Source organism: Actinoplanes octamycinicus (assembly GCF_014205225.1).
In the GTDB taxonomy this organism is placed as follows: Bacteria; Actinomycetota; Actinomycetes; order Mycobacteriales; family Micromonosporaceae; genus Actinoplanes; species Actinoplanes octamycinicus.
In genome coordinates this window covers 9,390,892-9,406,974 of sequence record NZ_JACHNB010000001.1, presented here as the reverse complement: position 1 = coordinate 9,406,974, position 16,083 = coordinate 9,390,892, and the positions used below count along the sequence as shown (strand labels likewise).

The 16,083-nt window shown below is 75.5% G+C and carries 14 protein-coding genes; 5 read left to right on the top strand and 9 right to left on the bottom strand.

The features are described 5' to 3' along the window. The first annotated feature begins 2 nt into the window (after positions 1-2). Positions 3-2,291 (top strand): selenocysteine-specific translation elongation factor, encoded by a 2,289-nt coding sequence (gene selB / locus BJY16_RS48105; protein WP_239176691.1) that lies wholly within the window; start codon positions 3-5, stop codon positions 2,289-2,291. On the opposite strand, the gene BJY16_RS42600 is transcribed toward selB, so the two are convergent. Then, on the bottom strand, positions 2,278-2,631 hold the full coding sequence (locus BJY16_RS42600; RefSeq protein WP_185045377.1) for a nucleotide pyrophosphohydrolase: 354 nt from the start codon (positions 2,629-2,631) through the stop codon (positions 2,278-2,280). The genes selB and BJY16_RS42600 overlap by 14 nt on opposite strands. 118 nt (positions 2,632-2,749) lie before the next feature. Then, entirely contained in the window at positions 2,750-3,166 is a 417-nt protein-coding gene (locus BJY16_RS42595) for an SHOCT domain-containing protein (RefSeq protein WP_185045375.1), read from the bottom strand. 176 nt (positions 3,167-3,342) lie between these two features. Here BJY16_RS42595 and BJY16_RS42590 point away from each other — a divergent pair, with 176 nt between their 5' ends. From BJY16_RS42590 to BJY16_RS42575, 4 genes are all read left to right on the top strand, one after another. Then, positions 3,343-3,873, top strand: a complete 531-nt coding sequence (locus BJY16_RS42590; RefSeq protein WP_185045374.1) for an RNA polymerase sigma factor — start codon at positions 3,343-3,345, stop codon at positions 3,871-3,873. Then, complete coding sequence (locus tag BJY16_RS42585; RefSeq protein ID WP_185045372.1) at positions 3,870-4,571, top strand: hypothetical protein; 702 nt, start codon at positions 3,870-3,872, stop codon at positions 4,569-4,571. The genes BJY16_RS42590 and BJY16_RS42585 overlap by 4 nt, the downstream gene beginning before the upstream one ends. A gap of 245 nt (positions 4,572-4,816) precedes the next feature. Next, positions 4,817-5,269: an Asp23/Gls24 family envelope stress response protein gene (locus BJY16_RS42580; protein ID WP_185045370.1), complete on the top strand. Its 453-nt coding sequence runs from the start codon at positions 4,817-4,819 to the stop codon at positions 5,267-5,269. Between the two features lie 3 nt (positions 5,270-5,272). After that, positions 5,273-6,082, top strand: coding sequence for a nucleotidyltransferase domain-containing protein (locus BJY16_RS42575; RefSeq protein ID WP_185045368.1), 810 nt, complete (start codon positions 5,273-5,275; stop codon positions 6,080-6,082). Here BJY16_RS42575 and BJY16_RS42570 read toward each other — a convergent pair. The 7 genes from BJY16_RS42570 to BJY16_RS42540 form a co-directional block, all read right to left on the bottom strand. Then, a complete protein-coding gene (locus BJY16_RS42570) occupies positions 6,076-6,513 on the bottom strand; it encodes a hypothetical protein (protein ID WP_185045367.1) in 438 nt (145 codons plus the stop codon). The genes BJY16_RS42575 and BJY16_RS42570 overlap by 7 nt on opposite strands. A gap of 145 nt (positions 6,514-6,658) precedes the next feature. Continuing rightward, complete coding sequence (locus BJY16_RS42565) at positions 6,659-10,114, bottom strand: SCO7613 C-terminal domain-containing membrane protein (RefSeq protein ID WP_185045365.1); 3,456 nt, start codon at positions 10,112-10,114, stop codon at positions 6,659-6,661. 123 nt (positions 10,115-10,237) lie between these two features. Further along, complete coding sequence (locus BJY16_RS42560; RefSeq protein ID WP_185045363.1) at positions 10,238-12,262, bottom strand: putative bifunctional diguanylate cyclase/phosphodiesterase; 2,025 nt, start codon at positions 12,260-12,262, stop codon at positions 10,238-10,240. Next, positions 12,259-13,065, bottom strand: coding sequence for an SAM-dependent methyltransferase (locus BJY16_RS42555; RefSeq protein WP_185045361.1), 807 nt, complete (start codon positions 13,063-13,065; stop codon positions 12,259-12,261). The genes BJY16_RS42560 and BJY16_RS42555 overlap by 4 nt, the downstream gene beginning before the upstream one ends. An 82-nt stretch (positions 13,066-13,147) precedes the next feature. Continuing rightward, positions 13,148-14,305, bottom strand: a complete 1,158-nt coding sequence (locus BJY16_RS42550) for a hypothetical protein (RefSeq protein WP_185045359.1) — start codon at positions 14,303-14,305, stop codon at positions 13,148-13,150. After that, entirely contained in the window at positions 14,295-15,395 is a 1,101-nt protein-coding gene (locus tag BJY16_RS42545; RefSeq protein WP_185045357.1) for a protein phosphatase 2C domain-containing protein, read from the bottom strand. Before BJY16_RS42545 ends, BJY16_RS42550 begins: the two co-directional genes overlap by 11 nt. A gap of 10 nt (positions 15,396-15,405) precedes the next feature. Next, positions 15,406-16,083: a vWA domain-containing protein gene (locus BJY16_RS42540; RefSeq protein ID WP_185045355.1), complete on the bottom strand. Its 678-nt coding sequence runs from the start codon at positions 16,081-16,083 to the stop codon at positions 15,406-15,408.

Below are 16,083 nucleotides of genomic sequence, written 5' to 3'. Positions count from 1 at the left end.
CCGTGCACGTGCTGGCCACCGCGGGACACGTCGACCACGGGAAGTCGACGCTGGTCCGGCTGCTGACCGGGATGGAGCCGGACCGGTGGGCCGAGGAACGGCGCCGGGGGATGACCATCGACCTCGGGTTCGCCTGGACGCGGCTGGACTCGGGGGAGACGGTCGCGTTCGTCGACGTGCCGGGCCACGAGCGGTTCGTGCCGAACATGCTGGCCGGGGTGGGACCGGTGCCGGCCGCGATGATCGTGGTGGCGGCCGACGAGGGCTGGAAGCCGCAGTCCGCCGAGCACCTGGCCGCGCTGGACGCGCTCGGCGTGCGGCACGGGCTGCTGGTGGTGACCCGGATCGACCTGGCCGATCCGGCGGCGGCCACCGCGGCGGCGCTGGCCGAGATCGAGCGGACCTCGCTCGGGCCGGTCCCGGCGGTGGCGGTCAGCGGGGTGACCGGCGCCGGGCTCGACGAGCTGCGGGCGGCGCTGGACCGCCTGGTCGCCGGGCTGCCGGCGGCGGATCCGGACGCGGCGGTGCGGCTCTGGATCGACCGGGCGTTCACCGTCCGGGGCGCGGGGACGGTGGTCACCGGGACGCTCGGGGCGGGATCTTTGCGTACGGGGCAGGAACTGGACCTGGCCGGGACCGGCCGGAGTGTCCGGGTGCGGGGGCTGCAGAGCCTCGGCGAGCCGGTCGACCGGGTGGAGGCCGTCGCTCGGGTCGCGGTCAACCTCCGCGGGGTGGACAAGGACCTGGTCGGGCGCGGGGCGGCGCTGCTGACGCCGGGGCGGTTCCGGCTCACCGAGCTGGTCGACGTCCGGGTGCACGGCGACCCGGTGGCGTCGCTGCCGGAGACGATGATGCTGCACGTCGGGGCGGCGGCGGTGCCGGTGCGGGTGCGGCCGCTGGGCGTCGACACCGCGCGGCTGCGGCTGGGCCGGGCGCTGCCGCTGCGGATCGGTGACCGGGCGCTGCTGCGGGATCCGGGGCGGCACCACGTGGCCGGTGGGGTGACCGTGCTCGACGTCGCGCCGCCCAGCTTGAAGCGGCGGGGTGCCGGCGCGGCCCGGGCGATCGAGCTGGCCGGGATGGACGGCACCGCCGATCTCGCGGGTGAGCTGCGCCGACGCCGGTTGATCCACCGCGACGACCTGCTCCGCATGGGCTTCGCCGACCCTGCGGCCGGTCCTGCTGCGGCGCCCGGCTCTGCTGCGGCGGCCTGCCTTACTGCGGCGGACCCTGCGGCGGTGGACCCTGCGACCGGCCCTGCGGCGGCGGACCCCGCGACCGGCCCTGCGGCGGCAGACCCCGCGGCGGCCCACCCCTCGGCGGCCCACCCCGCGGCGGCCCACCCAGAGGCGGCCGGCCCCGCTGCGGGCCCGTCGTCGGCTGGGGCGATGCCGGTGGTGGGTGACTGGTTTGTGGATCCGGAGCATTGGGCTTCGCTCGGTGTGCGCCTCGCCGACATCGTGAACCGCTATATGGCGAAAAATCCGTTGGAAGCGGGCATGCCCGTGGAGGCGCTGCGGCAAGAACTGGGGCTGCCGGAGCGGAGCCTGGTGGAGGCACTCGTCACCCGAGCCGGAGAGTCCCGGACGGCGGCCGGGCCCGGGACCGATGTGGCCGCGTCAGGGATTGCTGCGGTCGGGCCCGGTTCCGGTGTGGCCGGGTCGGGGACTGCTGCGGTCGGGCCGGGTGCCGGTATGGCCGGGTCGGAGACTGCTGCGGTCGGGCCGGGTGCCGGTATGGCCGCGTCAGGGACTGCTGCGGTCCGGTCCGGTGCCGGTGTGGCCCGGTCCGGGAACGGTGTGGCCGTGTCGGGAACTCCCGCGGTCGGGTCCGGTGCCGGTGTGGCCGGGTCCGGGAGTGGGGCGGTCGATTCCGGGAGCGGGACGGCCGGGGAGCCGCTGACCGTGCGTGGCGGGCGGGTCGGGCCGCGGCGGTCCGGGGCGCCCGGTGAGCTGGTGGAGGCGGTGCGGCGGGCGTTCGATCCGGAGCAGCCGTTCGTGGCGCCGGAGACCTACCGGCTCGCCGAGCTGGGGCTGGGCGCCCGCCAGCTGGGCGCCGCGGTCCGGCTCGGGCTGATCGTGCAGCTCGCGCCGAACGTGGTGCTGCCCACCGGCGCCCCGGCCCGGGCCGCCGAGATCCTGGCTGCCGGACCGCAGCCGTTCACGCTGAGCCAGGCGCGGCAGGCGCTGAACACCAGCCGCCGGGTCGCGGTGCCGCTGCTGGAGCTGCTCGACCGGACCGGGCTGACGCGGCGGGGGCCGGACGACCGCCGTACCGTCAAGCGTCCTTGATCTTGTCGGCCCGGCCCCGGGCGGCCTCGACGGTGTAGCGGGTCCCGGCCTCGGAGAGCTTGTCCAGAGCGGCGGTGACCAGGTCGATCCCGAGCACGTCGGCCAGCCGCACCAGGTAGACGGTGACGTCGCCGATCTCGGCCCGGACCCGCGGCCCGAGCTCCGGGTCGGCCATCACCGCCGCGGACTGCTCCGGGGTCAGCCACTGCAGCTCGGCGAGCAGCTCGCCGACCTCGCCGGCCAGGGCCATCGCCAGGTTCTTCGGGGTGTGGAACTGCTCCCAGTCCCGCTCACGGGCGAAGGCGCGCACCCGCTCGGTCAGTTCCTCGACGCTCGACACGACCGACGATCGTAGTCGCCGGCCGGCCGCCGAGCAGAGCCGCGACGTCGTTGTCAGCGGCTCTGAGCGCGAGCGGCCTCGCGGCGACGGCTGGCGGACCGTCGCCGGGTGGCCGGGATCAGGCGGTTGCCGGGGTCTTGCGCAGGGCGCTGCTCTTCAGCTGCTCGAACTCGGCGGCGCTGATGGTGCCCGCGTCGAGCAGCTCCTTGGCGGCCGCGATCTCGCTGGCCGGGCCGGCGTGCTGGGCCGGGGCCGGCGTGGCCACCTGGCGGATGTAGGCCTCCTGGCGCTTCTGCGCGTCCACCGCGGACTGCATCGAGCGCTCGGTCATGCCGTTGCCGCGGGCGATCAGGTAGACCAGCATCGCGATGACCGGCAGGAAGATCAGGAAGAGGGTCCAGAGGGTCTTTCCCAAGCCGCCCAGGTCCTTGCTCCGGAACAGGTCGCCGAAGATCCAGAAGAGGCACATGAACCAGGCCAGGAAGATGAAGAACTCCAGTGTTGCCAGCAGGAACGATCCGTTGTCATCGAACATGGACACAGTGCACCGCTCGACCCTCACCCTCTACCTCATCCGCAACGGACCATTTCTGCTCCGGGCGTTGCCCGGGGTACGCCGCCGGGCGCGGAACCGGCCCGCGGCCGGCGGCGTACCGGAAAACCCGTGCTGGTTGCCGTAAGCGGGCCGGGGCTGCCGGACACTTCCCCGGTGTGAGCCGAGAAAGAGAGCAGGCGTTCACCCGGGTCTGGCGGGACAACGCCACGCGGGTGCTGGCGTACGCGCTGCGCCACGTCGACCGGGACGTCGCGCAGGACATCGTCGCCGACACGTTCCTGGTCGCCTGGCGGCGCTTCGCCGACCTGCCCGCCGAACCGCTGCCCTGGCTGCTGGTGGTGGCCCGCAAGACGATCGCCAACCACCGGCGTTCCGACGACCGGCGGGCGCGCCTGCGGGCCGAGGTGGAGCGGCTGCGTCACCTGGCCGAGCCGGCGCCGGCCGCCGACCTGGCCGCGGTCGAGCGGGCCGAGGTGCTGGCCGCGCTGGCCCGGCTGACCCCGCGGGAACGGGAGGCGTTGCTGCTGGTGGCGTGGGACGGGCTGGAGCCGGCGGACGCGGCCCGGGTGGCCGGGTGCGGGCGGGCGGCGTTCCACGTCCGGTTGTTCCGCGCCCGGCGGAAGCTGGCCGACCGGCACGTCCCCGAGGGCCGCCCCATCACCGAGATCGTGGAGGGAACATCGTGAAGCACGACCGCTACGAGCTGCTCACCGCCCTGCGCCCGGCCGAGGCGTCGCTCGACCGGCAGTGGCCGGAGGCGGACCGCGACGTCTGCCTCGCCCGGGTGCTGGCCACCGAGCCGGACGCTCCGCCCGCCCGCCGCCGGCTGCGCCGCCGGGCCGTGATCGTGTCGCTGGCCGGCCTCGGGATCTTCGCGGCCGGGATCGGCGTCGCCGGGGCGGCCGGGCGGCTGCCGGAGTCGTTCACCCGGGCGTTCGGCAGCTGGCAGCGCGACGTCGGGGTGGATCCGCAGCGACTGGAACGGCGGGCCGGCGTTCCGGGGCCGGACGGCACGGTCTTCACCGTCTGGGTCGCCACCGGGGACAACGGGATCACCTGTGTCGCCACCGCCTTCGAGACGCCGGGGCAGCCGCAGCGGTCGGATCCGAACGGGGCGACCTGCGCGCCGAGTGGCCGGAGCGCGGCCTTCGGCGACGGGCTGGCGATCAACGGGGACGCGCGGGCGCACACCTTCGACACCACCGCCGGTGACAACGTCCGGGCCGAGGTCCATCTCGGAGACCGGACGGTGCTCCCGACGATCCTGGTCGAGGGCCGGTTCTTCGGCTGGTATCCGAGCACCCGGGTGGGTGCGCCGGAGCTGGTCGCCTACGACGCGGCGGGCCGGGTGAGCCGCTTGCCGCTGAAGTACCTCGGCTCCTGACGGATGGTTCTGATCTCCGGAACCGTCCACGGGCAATGACGGGGGCCGGTGATCGCTCTGGACGCGCAGCGGCCAGAGCGCCGGCTCCCGGCCCGCGCGGGAGCATGCGGTCCGCACCCCGGCGGACCTGCGTACCGGAAGGTCTTGATGGTGGTTTCCGGCCTTTGTGGCGGGTGCGCGAGCGGCCCGGGACCGGGAAATGATCTCTTGTAGGCTCGCAGCACGCCTAGTGGGGGGATTGTTCGATGAGCGACGAGTCCGGCCGGGACCGCACCCAGGAGTTGTTCCTGCCCGCGGTGGTCACGCCGGTGCCGCCGCAGCACGGTGGGGCCGAGGTGGTCGAGGTGGCGGCCTACCGCGGGGACACCGTCTTCGAGCGTGAGGTGATCGAGAAGCTGGCCGCGGCGGCCGCGCGGTCGGTGCCCGGGGTGGCCGAGCTCGGCGGGGACGTGGCCCGGTTCTTCAACTCGGTGCTCGACAAGGTCGGCCTGGACAAGGTCGGCGACGCGACCCGCGGGGTGACGGCCAAGGTGGACGGCATCGACGTGGACATCACCGTGGTGCTCTGCCTGCGGGCCGGCGAGGTGGTCGCCGAGGTGACCAGCGAGGTGCGCGCCCGGGTGATCGCGGCGGTGGAGAAGTACGGCGTGCACGTCAGCAACTGCACGGTCAAGGTCGACGACATCCTGATGGCCTGACCGGTGCGCCAGCACGAGCTGATCGCCCGGGTCGGCGAGCTGTGCCGGCGCGACCGGCGGCTGGTGGCGGCGCTGACCTACGGATCGTTCCCGGCCGGCGAGGCGGACGAGCACAGCGACGTCGAGTACTGGCTGTTCTTCGCGACGCCGTTGCCTGACCCGGTCGGCTGGCTGGAAATGATCGCTCCGTTCCGGCACGTGGTGGTCAACGAGTTCGGCGCGCACGTGGTGTTCTTCCCGGACCTCGTCCGCGGCGAGTTCCACTTCGCGACGGCCGGCGACATCGGCTCGGTGGCGACCTGGCCGGCCCGCAGCGCGGACGTCGACCGGATGATCGTGGTGGACCGCACCGGGGAGCTGCGGGCGGCGCTCGAGTCGCTGCCCGCCACGCCGGAGCTGCCCGACCCGGCGGAGCTGTCCGGCCGGTTCGCGAACTGGCTGGTGCTGGCGCACAAGGTGGCGCTGCGCGGGGAGCTGCTCCGGGCGGTGGACGCGCTCGCCCACGTGCAGCGTCATCTGCTGTGGATGGCGCGGCTGGCGGAGGGGCGGACCGGGCACTGGCTGACGCCGTCGCGGGCGGCGGAGCGGGAGCTGCCGCCGGAGGTGGTCGCGGCGGTGCGCGGGGCGACGGCTTCGCCGGACGTGCACCGGGCGATCGCCGCGGCCTGGATCTGCGGGTCAGCGTATTGGCGGCGGCTGGTGGATCCGGTGCCGGAAGCGCTCTTCGACGACCTGTCGCGGCTGCTCACCGATGGGACCGGGCCGGCCGATCACCGGCTGCCCGATCGACGGCCGGGAGGCGATCGTCAGTAGGTCGGGCAGAGACGGGTCCGGACCACCTTGATGATCTTCGCGGCGGCGGCTGCGCCCAGGCCGCCCGGCGCGTCCGGGGTGGTGAACCGCTGGTTGGCCGTGGCCGTCCAGTCCTTCTCCGGGCGGACCTTCAGGTCCCGGCACTGGTCGCGGCCGCGGTTCACCAGCGTGTCGGCGTCCTTCGAGGAGACCAGCGACGGGTCGATGGTCTTCAGGTCGGCGAGGTAGGCCTGCGCGGTCGCGGCGTCCGGCTTCGGCGGGAACCCGAGCTGCGCCTCCATGCTGGCCCGCAGGTCGGGCTGCGACTGCCCGGCGGCCGGCGGCGGCGAGTTCTGCGCGGCCGGGGCGATCGTCGAGTCGGAGCCGCTGGAACATCCGGTGAGGGTGACGGCGAGGGCGGCGACGGCGGTGAGGACAAGCGTGCGAGACATGCCCGGCTCAACGACGGGCGTGCGGGGTCGGGCACGGGGCAGGCGGATTGCTCACAGTCAGACCCATGTCCGGTACGGGGTAGGCCCCGCCCGTGACAGCCGGGTCGGCAACGGCCGCTCGGCGTTCGCCGCGGGGTGGTGGCGGTCAGGTCATCCGGCGGACCGCGTCGCGCAGGCGCAGCACGTCGCGGCGGCGCTGCTCCATCGTGGTGGCGATGCCGACCAGCAGCAGCCCGCTCACCGCCAGCGGCACCCAGCGCGGCACCAGATCCCAGAACTGCACCAGCTCGTGCAGGGCGATCAGCACCACGACCATGCCCCCGGCCAGCACCGGCGCCTGGAGCCGGGCCCGCACCCCGACCAGCAGCACCACCAGCCCACCGGCGCCGAGCAGCAGCCGCCGGGCGTACTGCGGGTCGCTCGGGTCGCTGTTCGCGATGATCGCCAGGCTGGGCAGGAAGCCGGCCGCCAGCGCCGGCCCGTAGGCGGTCCAGGACGGCAGCTCGGCCCGGCTGCGGCGGACCTGCCAGCCACCGGCGAGGGCGAGCAGCGCGGCCGGGACGGTGTACAGCTCGACCATCCCGATCTGCCGCGACGACAGGAACAGCCACCAGCCGACCAGCGCGGACCCGGCCGCGGCGATCGCGTAGCGGGTCCGGCCGGCCCGGTGCTCGCCGGGCCGCACCGCCCGGACCGCGAGCACGGCCGACCACAGGGTGGCGATCAGCGCGGCCCGTCCCGGCGTCCCGGCGTGGAGCAGGGCGAGCACGGCGGTGGCGTGCGCGACCGCGGCCACGGCGGGCGCCTCGCGCGGCCGCCGGGCGGCCAGGAACCACTCCAGGACCGCGGCGACGGCCGCCGCCGCGAGCAGCGCGAGTGCCGTGCCACCGGCGGCGAGGGCGGCCAGGTCGGCGGCGGTGCCGGCCACCACGACCACGGACAGCGTGCCGGCGGTCCAGCCGGCGATCCGGGCCGGTTCGTCGCGGGCGGCCACGCCGATCACCGCGCCCACGACCACCACCAGGGCGAACGCGGCCAGCGTGGCACCCCGCGCCGGGGTCGAGCCGGCCAGGCCGGGGAGGGCGAGCAGGCCGAAGGCGACCAACAGCGGGCCCTGCCACGGGGCCGGCCGGGGACGCAGGGTGACCGCGGTCAGCCCGGCCAGTCCGGCGATCAGGCTGGACAACGGGACGGTCGGCCAGGCGGCTCCGGCGGCCGCCGCGGCGAGCGGGACGGCGAGCGCGAGGAGCGGCGCGGCCGCCCCGGCGGCGACGGCCGGCAGCGCCGGGCGCGCCCCGGTCAGGAACCGGGTCGCCGCGGCCGCCGCGACCGCGCTGATCAGCACCGCCGCCACGGTCGTCCAGGAGCCGGCCGGCGGCTCCGGTACCACCCCCGACCAGACCGATTCCAGCGCGCGATAGGGCTCGGCCAGCACCGCCAGCAGGTCCGGGCCGGTCGCCACCACCAGGCCGACGACCAGCACCGCCGCCGCGGCCGCCGACCTCGGCTCGCGTCCCCGCGGCACCGACGTCAGCGAGGCGACCAGCAGCAGGCCGGCGGCCGCGTACAGGGAGACGGCGTCGCCGCCCGCCATCGCCCAGACCGGGGCGCCCGCCGTGACCAGCAGCGCCACCGCGGTGACCTGCGCCGCGTACCCGGACGCCCGGCGCGCCAGCACACACAACGCCACGGCCAGCAGCAGCAGCGCCCGGACCCGCACGGTCGCCGAGGCGTCCCCGGCCAGCAGCCCGAACCACACCGCGGGCCCGGTCGCCAGCAGCCCGGTGGTGAGCCCGCCGACCCCCACGTCGGCCCGCCGCGGCCCGGAGCGGACCAGCACCGCCGCGCCCACGCCGGCCAGCGCGACCGTCGCGAACATCGCGGCCACCGTCCCGGCCGACCCGAAGGCGACCAGCACCGCGTGCCCGGCGAGCACCGCGGCCACCGCGAGCCGCACGTCCAGCGCCCGGACCTCGCGCGCCTGCGCGGCCAGCGCGAGCGCCACCACGGCCACCGTCATCCCCAGCACCGCCGCGCCCCACCACGGCAACCGGAGCGCCGCCGGCGCCAGCAGCGTCACCACGGCGAGGGTGCCCAGGGCCAGGTCCGCCCGGGGCACGGCGGGCAGCAGGAGGGCGTACGCCAGAGCGACCGTGACCGCCGCGACCGGCAGATCCCCGCCCGGCCCGGCGACCGTCGCCGCCCACGGCGCGGCGAGCAGCGGGCGTGCCGTCTCGACGCTGCTCACCGCCACCCGGGCCGCGGCCACCAGCACCCCGATCGCCGGGACGGTCGCCACCAGCAGGGCGGCCGCCCACGGCCCCTGCGCCACCGGCTCCGGCAGCCGGACGCGCGCCAGGGCAGCCGTCCACGCCCGGCGGCCCGCTGCCCCCGGTGGTTGCGGCCCGGTCCGCCCCGGGCTGCGGAGCAGGGCGGCGGCGACCGCGGCGGCGAGGGCGATCACGGCGAGGAGCAGGATCGGCGTACCGGGAATCAGCAGCAGTGCCCACTCGCCCACCGCGACGCAGATGGCGACCGTGAGCAGCCCGGCCGTGACGGTCTGCGCGGTCCGGTGCCGGGCGAGCCCCGCGGCCCCGGTCGCGACCGCCGTGACCAGCACCAGCGCGCCGCCGGCCGCCGCGGCGCCGGTCGCCGAACCGGCGCCGCCCGCGATCGCGAGCGCGCTGACCGCCGCCGCCCCGGAGGAGACCGCGGCGGCGACACCGCAGACGTACGCCACCAGCCCCGCCCCGGCCGTCGCGAACCGGACCCGCCGCAGCACCGCCACGTTGCTCGCGGCGGTCCCGGTGAGCGCCAGCGACCACCCGGTGGCCGTGGCGTCGGCAGCCACCGCGAGCAGCGGAAACACCGGCTGCGCCAGGACCACCGCGGCGATCCGCGGCCCGGGCAGCCGGACGTAGCCGAACGCCGCCGCCGAGGCGACCGCGCAGACCACCGCCGCATACGCCGTCGAGGCGAGCCCGCGCACTCCGAGGAAGTCGACCGTCCAGGCGGCATACCCGTCCAGCAGGATCATCAGCAGCCCGACCGTGGCCAGGGTCTCCGCCGCCCCGGTCAGCCCGCGCCGCACCGCGAACGGGGGCACCGCCAGCACCGCCCCGGTCGCCGCCGCCAGGATCGCCGCCCGCCCGGCCACGCCGACCTGCGCCCAGGCCACCGCGGTGAACACCGCCGCGGCCACCACGAGCAGCAGCCCGCCCAGCGCGAACAGCACGTTCTGCGCGGTCAGCGCGGTCAGCGGCCGCTCCTCGACCACGCCGCCCGCCAAGACGACCGGCGGTCCGGCCGGCGTCGTTCCCGGCGCCGCGTCGCGGGCCGTCGCCGGCGCCGCGTCCGGGACCGCCGCCGGCGCCGCCGCTCGGCGGCCGGCGGCCCGGACCGCGACCCGGACCCGGGCCGCCGCCGTGTTCCGCCGCCCGGCCACGTCGCCGATCCACGCCTCCAGCGTGGCCACCTCGGTCCGCGCCGCCCGCAACCGCTCGTGCAGCTCCGTCAGCTCGACGTTGAGCCGGATCACCTCGATCGCGTCCGCATCCGGGCCCCGCCCGCAGGCCGGGCACCCGTCCGCCACCGATGCCACCGCCGAACAGTGCGGGCATGGATACGTATCGAAAGCGGCGCTCATCGCGCCAGTCTCGCTCGCCCCCGCAAGCCCGCTCCAGGGCGTGTCTCGTGACCCGGCGGGATCACGAGACACGCCGTACTAGGGGTGGGCGGCGCAGGCGGCGCCCCGCAGCAGCGGGATCAGCGACTCCGGCGGCAGCGGACGGGAGAACAGGTAGCCCTGCGCGGTGTCGCAGCCCAGCTCCCGCAACCGGTCCGCCTGGTCGCGGGTCTCCACCGCCTCCGCCGTCACGGTCACCTGCAGCGCGTGCGCCAGGGTCACGATGGTCCGGACGATCTGCTCGTCGACCGACGACGACTCGCGCAGCCCGTCCACGAACGGGCCGGCCAGCTTGAGGATGTGGATCGGCAGGCGGCGCAGGTAGGCCAGGTTCGAGTAGCCGGTGCCGAAGTCGTCGATGGCGATCCGGATGCCGCGCCCGGCCAGGCAGTCCAGGGCGGCGAGCGGCGCCCCGTCGGAGTCCATCACCGCGCTCTCGGTCAGCTCCAGGACCAGGCGGCGCGGGTCCAGGCCGGTCTCGGCGAGGATCGCGGCCACCTCGGCCGGGAAGCTCGGCTCGCGGACCTGGGCGACCGTCACGTTGACGCTGACGAAGACGTCCGGCCAGGACGCGGCCTGGGCGCACGCCTCGCGCAGCACGTGCCGGCCGAGGGCGACGATCACGCCGGTCTCCTCGGCGAGCGGGATGAAGGTGTCCGGGGTGAGCGTGCCGAGCACCGGGTGCCGCCAGCGGACCAGCGCCTCGACGCCGCACAGCCGTTCGTCGGCGAAGGCCACCAGCGGCTGGTAGACCACGGTGAACTCGGCCCGGTCCAGGGCGTCCGGGATGGCGGCGGCCAGCGTGTACCGGGCGGCCTGCCGGGCGTTGCGGTCCGCGTCGTACATCACGAACCGGGCCTTGCCCTCGGACTTCGCGACGTACAGGGTGAGGTCGGCGGCCTTCATCAGCTCGTCCGGGGTGGTGCCCGGCACGTCGCTGTCCACCACGCCGATGCTGGCCGACACCCGCAGCCGGTGCCGGCCGATCTGGTAGGGCCGGGTCAGCTCGGCCAGCAGCCGCTCGGCCAGGGCGCTCATCTCGGCCGGCCCGGACGGGTCGCGGACCGCGAGGACGAACTCGTCGCCGCTCATCCGCCCGGCGATCCGGCACGGCTCGTCGGCGCACGCCGCGATCCGCTCGGCGACGGTCACCAGCAGCGCGTCGCCGACCTGGTGACCGAGCGTGTCGTTGATCCGTTTGAAGCCGTCCAGGTCGAGGTAGCAGAGACCGACCCGGCCCGCGGTGGCGAACACCTTGTCCAGGTGGGCGGCGATCATCAACCGGTTCGGCAGGCCGGTCAGCGGGTCGTGGCTGGCCTGGTGCTCCAGGCTCTCCTTGAGCCGGCGCCGGTCGGTGATGTCGTGCACCATCGCCATGGTCAGCTCGGGTTTGCCGTCGTCGTCGCGGATCAGCGACGAGGACAGGTCGGTCCACACCACGGTGCCGTCCCGGCGGAAGTACGCCTTCTCCAGGCGCACGTGGTCCCGCTCGCCGCGGATCATCTCGTCGTAGAGCCGCCACATCCCGGGCGGATCGCTCGGGTGGGCCAGCTGCGGGACGGTCATCGCGCACAGCTCGTCCGGGGTGTAGCCGAGCAGATCGGCGAAGGCCTGGTTGACCCGCACGATCCGGCCGTCCATGGTGCTCACGCCGATCCCGACCGCGGCGTTGTGGAAGATCGCGCGCAGCCGGGACTCGCTGGCCCGCAGCGCGCGCTCGGCGGTGGCGTGCGCGTCCAGCACCGCCCGGCCGAGGCGTTCCTGCTCGGCCATCGTGGCCTCGCGCAGGGCGTGCGCGTACCCCTCGGCGACCGCGGCCTGGATCTCCGCGAGCCGGGCGCTGGGCAGCGCCGCGCCGATCGTGGTGATGGTGGCGGCGAGCACGCCGGGATCGGTCAGGTGGGCGTGCACCAGTTCCGCGCCGACCTCCCGGGCGGCGGCCGGATCGTCCTCCAGGAGCCGGCGGGTGAGCCGGTCCAGCAGCGCTTCCAGGGCCGCGCCGTCCAGCGGGACGAAACCCTCGGGCGCGACCCGCCGCCGCCACAGCTGGGCGAAGTCGGTCATCCCTTGCGGCCGACGCCGGCGTACGCCCCCACTCGCTCCGGGTGCTCGTCGACCGGGTCGCTCGGGTCCGGCCGCCACTGCGGGATGAAGACCAGGCCCGGGTCGACCAGATCGAAACCCTTGAAGTACGAGGTGAGCACCGCCGCCGGCCGCAGCACGATCTCGGTCCCGGTCCGGCCGGAGAGCCGTTGCGCCTCGATCACCTCGGGCGGCTGCCCGTCCGCGGTGGCGTGCGAGATCAGCAGGTAGCTGCCCGGCACCACGGCCGCGCCGAGCGCCGCCACCAGCGCGCCCGGGTCGTCGCTGTCCGGCACGAAGTGCAGCACCCCGGCGAGCAGCACGGCGACCGGCTGGCTGAAGTCCAGCCCGGCCTTCTCCGCCTCGGCCAGCACCCGGTCCACGTCGCGCATGTCGGCGAGGATCACCCCGGTGCCGTCGACGCCGGCCAGGATCGCCCGGCTGTGCTCGACCGCCACCGGGTCGATGTCGACGTAGACCACCCGGGCGTCCGGCGCCGCCGCCAGGGCGATCTCGTGCACGTTGCCGGCGGTCGGGATGCCGGAGCCGATGTCGAGGAACTGGCGCACCCCCTGCCCGGCCAGGTAGCGCACCGCGCGGCGCAGGAAGACCCGGTTGGACCGCATGGTCTCGCCGATGTTCGGCGTCATCGCGGCGATCTGCTCGGCGAGCGCCCGGTCCACCGCGAAGTTGTGCGCCCCGCCCAGGAAGTAGTCGTAGACCCGGGCGGCGCTCGGCTGGTTGACGTCGATCCCGGCCGGCACCCAGTCGTTCGGCTCCGTCACGGCACCCTCCACGATCCCTATCGGACAGACATCACTGTCTATCGTTCGCGATCCGGAATGGCAACCGTCCGGGAGCACCGATTCACAGTGCGGCACGCAGCGCGGCGGCCCGCTCGTCGTAGGGCGGCCCGGCCCGGGCGACCTGTCGCAGCAGGTGGTCGACCTCGTCCCGGTCGCCGGGCCGCGCCTCCCGCCGGATCCGGACGCCGAGCGCCTCGGCCAGGTCCAGGCCGGCCTGGGCGCGCTGCTCGCGGGGCAGCCGTTCGTCCAGGCCGCGCCGGATCAGCGAGATGCCCTCGTCGATCCGGTCGCCGGCATGGCAGTAGAGCAGCCCGAGCGCGGCGCTCTCCCGGGCCCAGTCGGCGCTGCCGGGCGGCGCGGCGCCGATCGCGGCGCGCAGCTCGGTCTCGGTGCGGCCGAACAGCTCCTGCAGCTTGCCGGCCAGGGCCGGGTCGTCCGCGGCGGTGGTCTCGGTGAGGCGACCGGCCTGGAACATCAGGAACTGGGCCCGGTGGCTGTGCACCAGGCTGCGCCCGCCGGGCACGTCCGGATGCCGCTGCACCAGGTCGGTCAGCACGGCGATGGCGGCCGCGTAGGGCCGGTCGTCGTGGGTCTGCTCGGCCCGCCGGCTCTCCGCCTCGACCAGCTCGTCGGCGACCGCGAGGGCCGGGACCGGATCGACCGCCGGGTCGCTGATCGCCATCTGCAGTACGGGCAGCGCCGCGCCGGGCCCGGAAGCCGTGAGCACCTCCCGGGCGTGCGCCAGCCGGTCGGGCGGCGGCGGGGGAGTCCCCGGCCTCCCGGGCGCCGGGACGAACGGCGGCGGGGCCAGCGAAGCCGGTGGCGGCTGTGGCGGTGGCGCCGGCCAGCTCCGCGGATGCCGGGGCCGCGGCGTGGTCAGGTGGATCGCGGTGGCCCCGGTCAGCAGCACCAGCCCGAGCGGGACCGCCCAGATCAGGCTCAGCCCGAGCAGCGCGGTCAGCATCGTGGTGACCGCGGCCGGCAGCACGGTCAGGCACAGCGCCAGGGTGCGCCGGGCCGGCCGCCGGTCCAGTCCGCGGAACCACGCCGAACCGGCCATCCGGCTCACCCCGGCCGCGAGCAGCACGGTCAGCACCGCCGCGCCGGGCAGCGCCAGCAGCGGGCCGTAGGGCAGGCTGAGCACGCCCCAGAGCAGGAGGAACAGCAGCGGGAAGTGCAGCGGCGAGAGCAGCCCGCCGCCGGTGAGCTCACGTCTCATCGGCCCGCTCCGCGCCGGCCTCGTCGGTGGGGTCCGCGGCCGGCGCCGCATCGCGCCAGACCAGCACGGCGGTCCGGTCGTCGTGGGAGCCCTGCCGCCGGTAGCGCAGCGTGTCGCCGATCCCGAACGGCAGGTGCGGCACCCGCCACCGTTCGCCCAGCCACTCCCGCAGCGTGCCGGAGGTGCGCAGGTCGTTGGCCAGCCCGTCGGTGCCGAGCACCAGCACCGGCGCGGCCGGCACGGCGACCAGCTCGATCTCCTCCGCGCGCTCCCCGGGCATCGACGCGGTCACGACGTTCACCAGCCCCTCGTCGGCCGCGAACAGCTCGGTGAACTCCCCGCCGGCCAGGGTGAACGCGGACACGTCACCGATCCGGGCCAGCCGGCCGCCGGTCCCGGTGAGCACCGCGACCGCCCCGACGAACCCGGCGGTCCGCGGATCCTGTCCGTGGACCCGGTCGACCAGGTCGGCGGTCCGCAGGCTGGCCCGGCGCAGCAGCGCCGCCGGGTCCGGGTCGTCCGGGAGCGGGTCCGCCTCGGCGGCGGCGAGCAGCACCGACTCGGTGAACAGGTGCGCGCCGAGCTGGGAGATCGGCCGGGAGCCGAGCCCGTCGGCGATCGCGACGTAGAGCCGCCCGGAGTCGCCGGCCATGAAGTTGTAGGCGTCCTGGCGCGGATGCCCGGAGGCCAGATGACCGGTTCCGATCATGGAAGCGGCGGCCACCCGGAACGGCCCGGCGGTGGTGCCGTCCAGCGCGACGGCCGGCGGGCGCAGCGCGGTGCCCGGGTTGAGCCGGCCCAGGTGCGGCGCGGTGGCCCGGCCGATGGTGGGCGCCTCGCCGGCCAGGTCGACCGGCCCGGCCGGAGTCTCCTCGACCTCGGCCTCGGTCCCGGCCTCGACCTCGGCCTCGGTCCCGGCTTCGGTCCCGGCTTCGGTCCCGGCCTCGATTCCGGTTGCGGGCTCGGTTGCGGGCTCGGTTGGGGGTTCGGTCGCCACCGGCTCCGGCTCGGCCGCCTCGACGGCCGGCGCCGGGGCCGGCCCGCGCAGCCGGGACAGGTCGGGGAAGCGGCGTCGGTCAGATCTCTGCATGACCACCCGATCAGATCGTCAGCGTCGGCAGCTGGGTGAACGTCTCGGTCGGGGTGTCCAGGTAGAGCCCCTGCGCCTTGGACGGGTCGGCCAGGCTGGTCGACGTGGTGCGGATGCTGCGCACGATCGCGCTCATGATCTCCCGGACCTGGTTGACCGTGTCGTCGCCCTTGGCCTCGAAGGCGAACCGGGTGGCGATCTTCTGCAGCGACTCCCGCTGCGACTGGCCGAAGCCGAAGGTGACCACCTCGGGCGCGAACTTCCACCCGGAGTCCCGCAGCTCCTTCAGCGGCGCCACCCAGTCGTCGTGCGACTGGTGCGCGCCGTCGCTCATGAAGAAGACCACCGGCCGGTAGACCGGGGTGCCCTTGGGCAGCGAGGTCAGTCCGGATTCGATCGCCTGGCGGACCCCGCGGAACGCGGCCGCGAAGTTGGTGCCACCCTCCACCATCAGCTCCGGCAGGTGGGCGTCGGCCAGGTCGCACATCGGGATCACCACCCGGGCCTCGTCGGAGAACGTGGTCAGCCCGATCCGGGCGATCTCGCCGACCATCGGGTTGACCCGCATCTCGTTCTGGATGTCGGGCAGGGCCTTGTTGACCGCCTCGATCGGGCCGCCGGCCATCGAGGCGCTGACGTCGACCAGCAGGAAGACGGGGAAGACGGTGAAGAGTTCGGACTGGGTCAT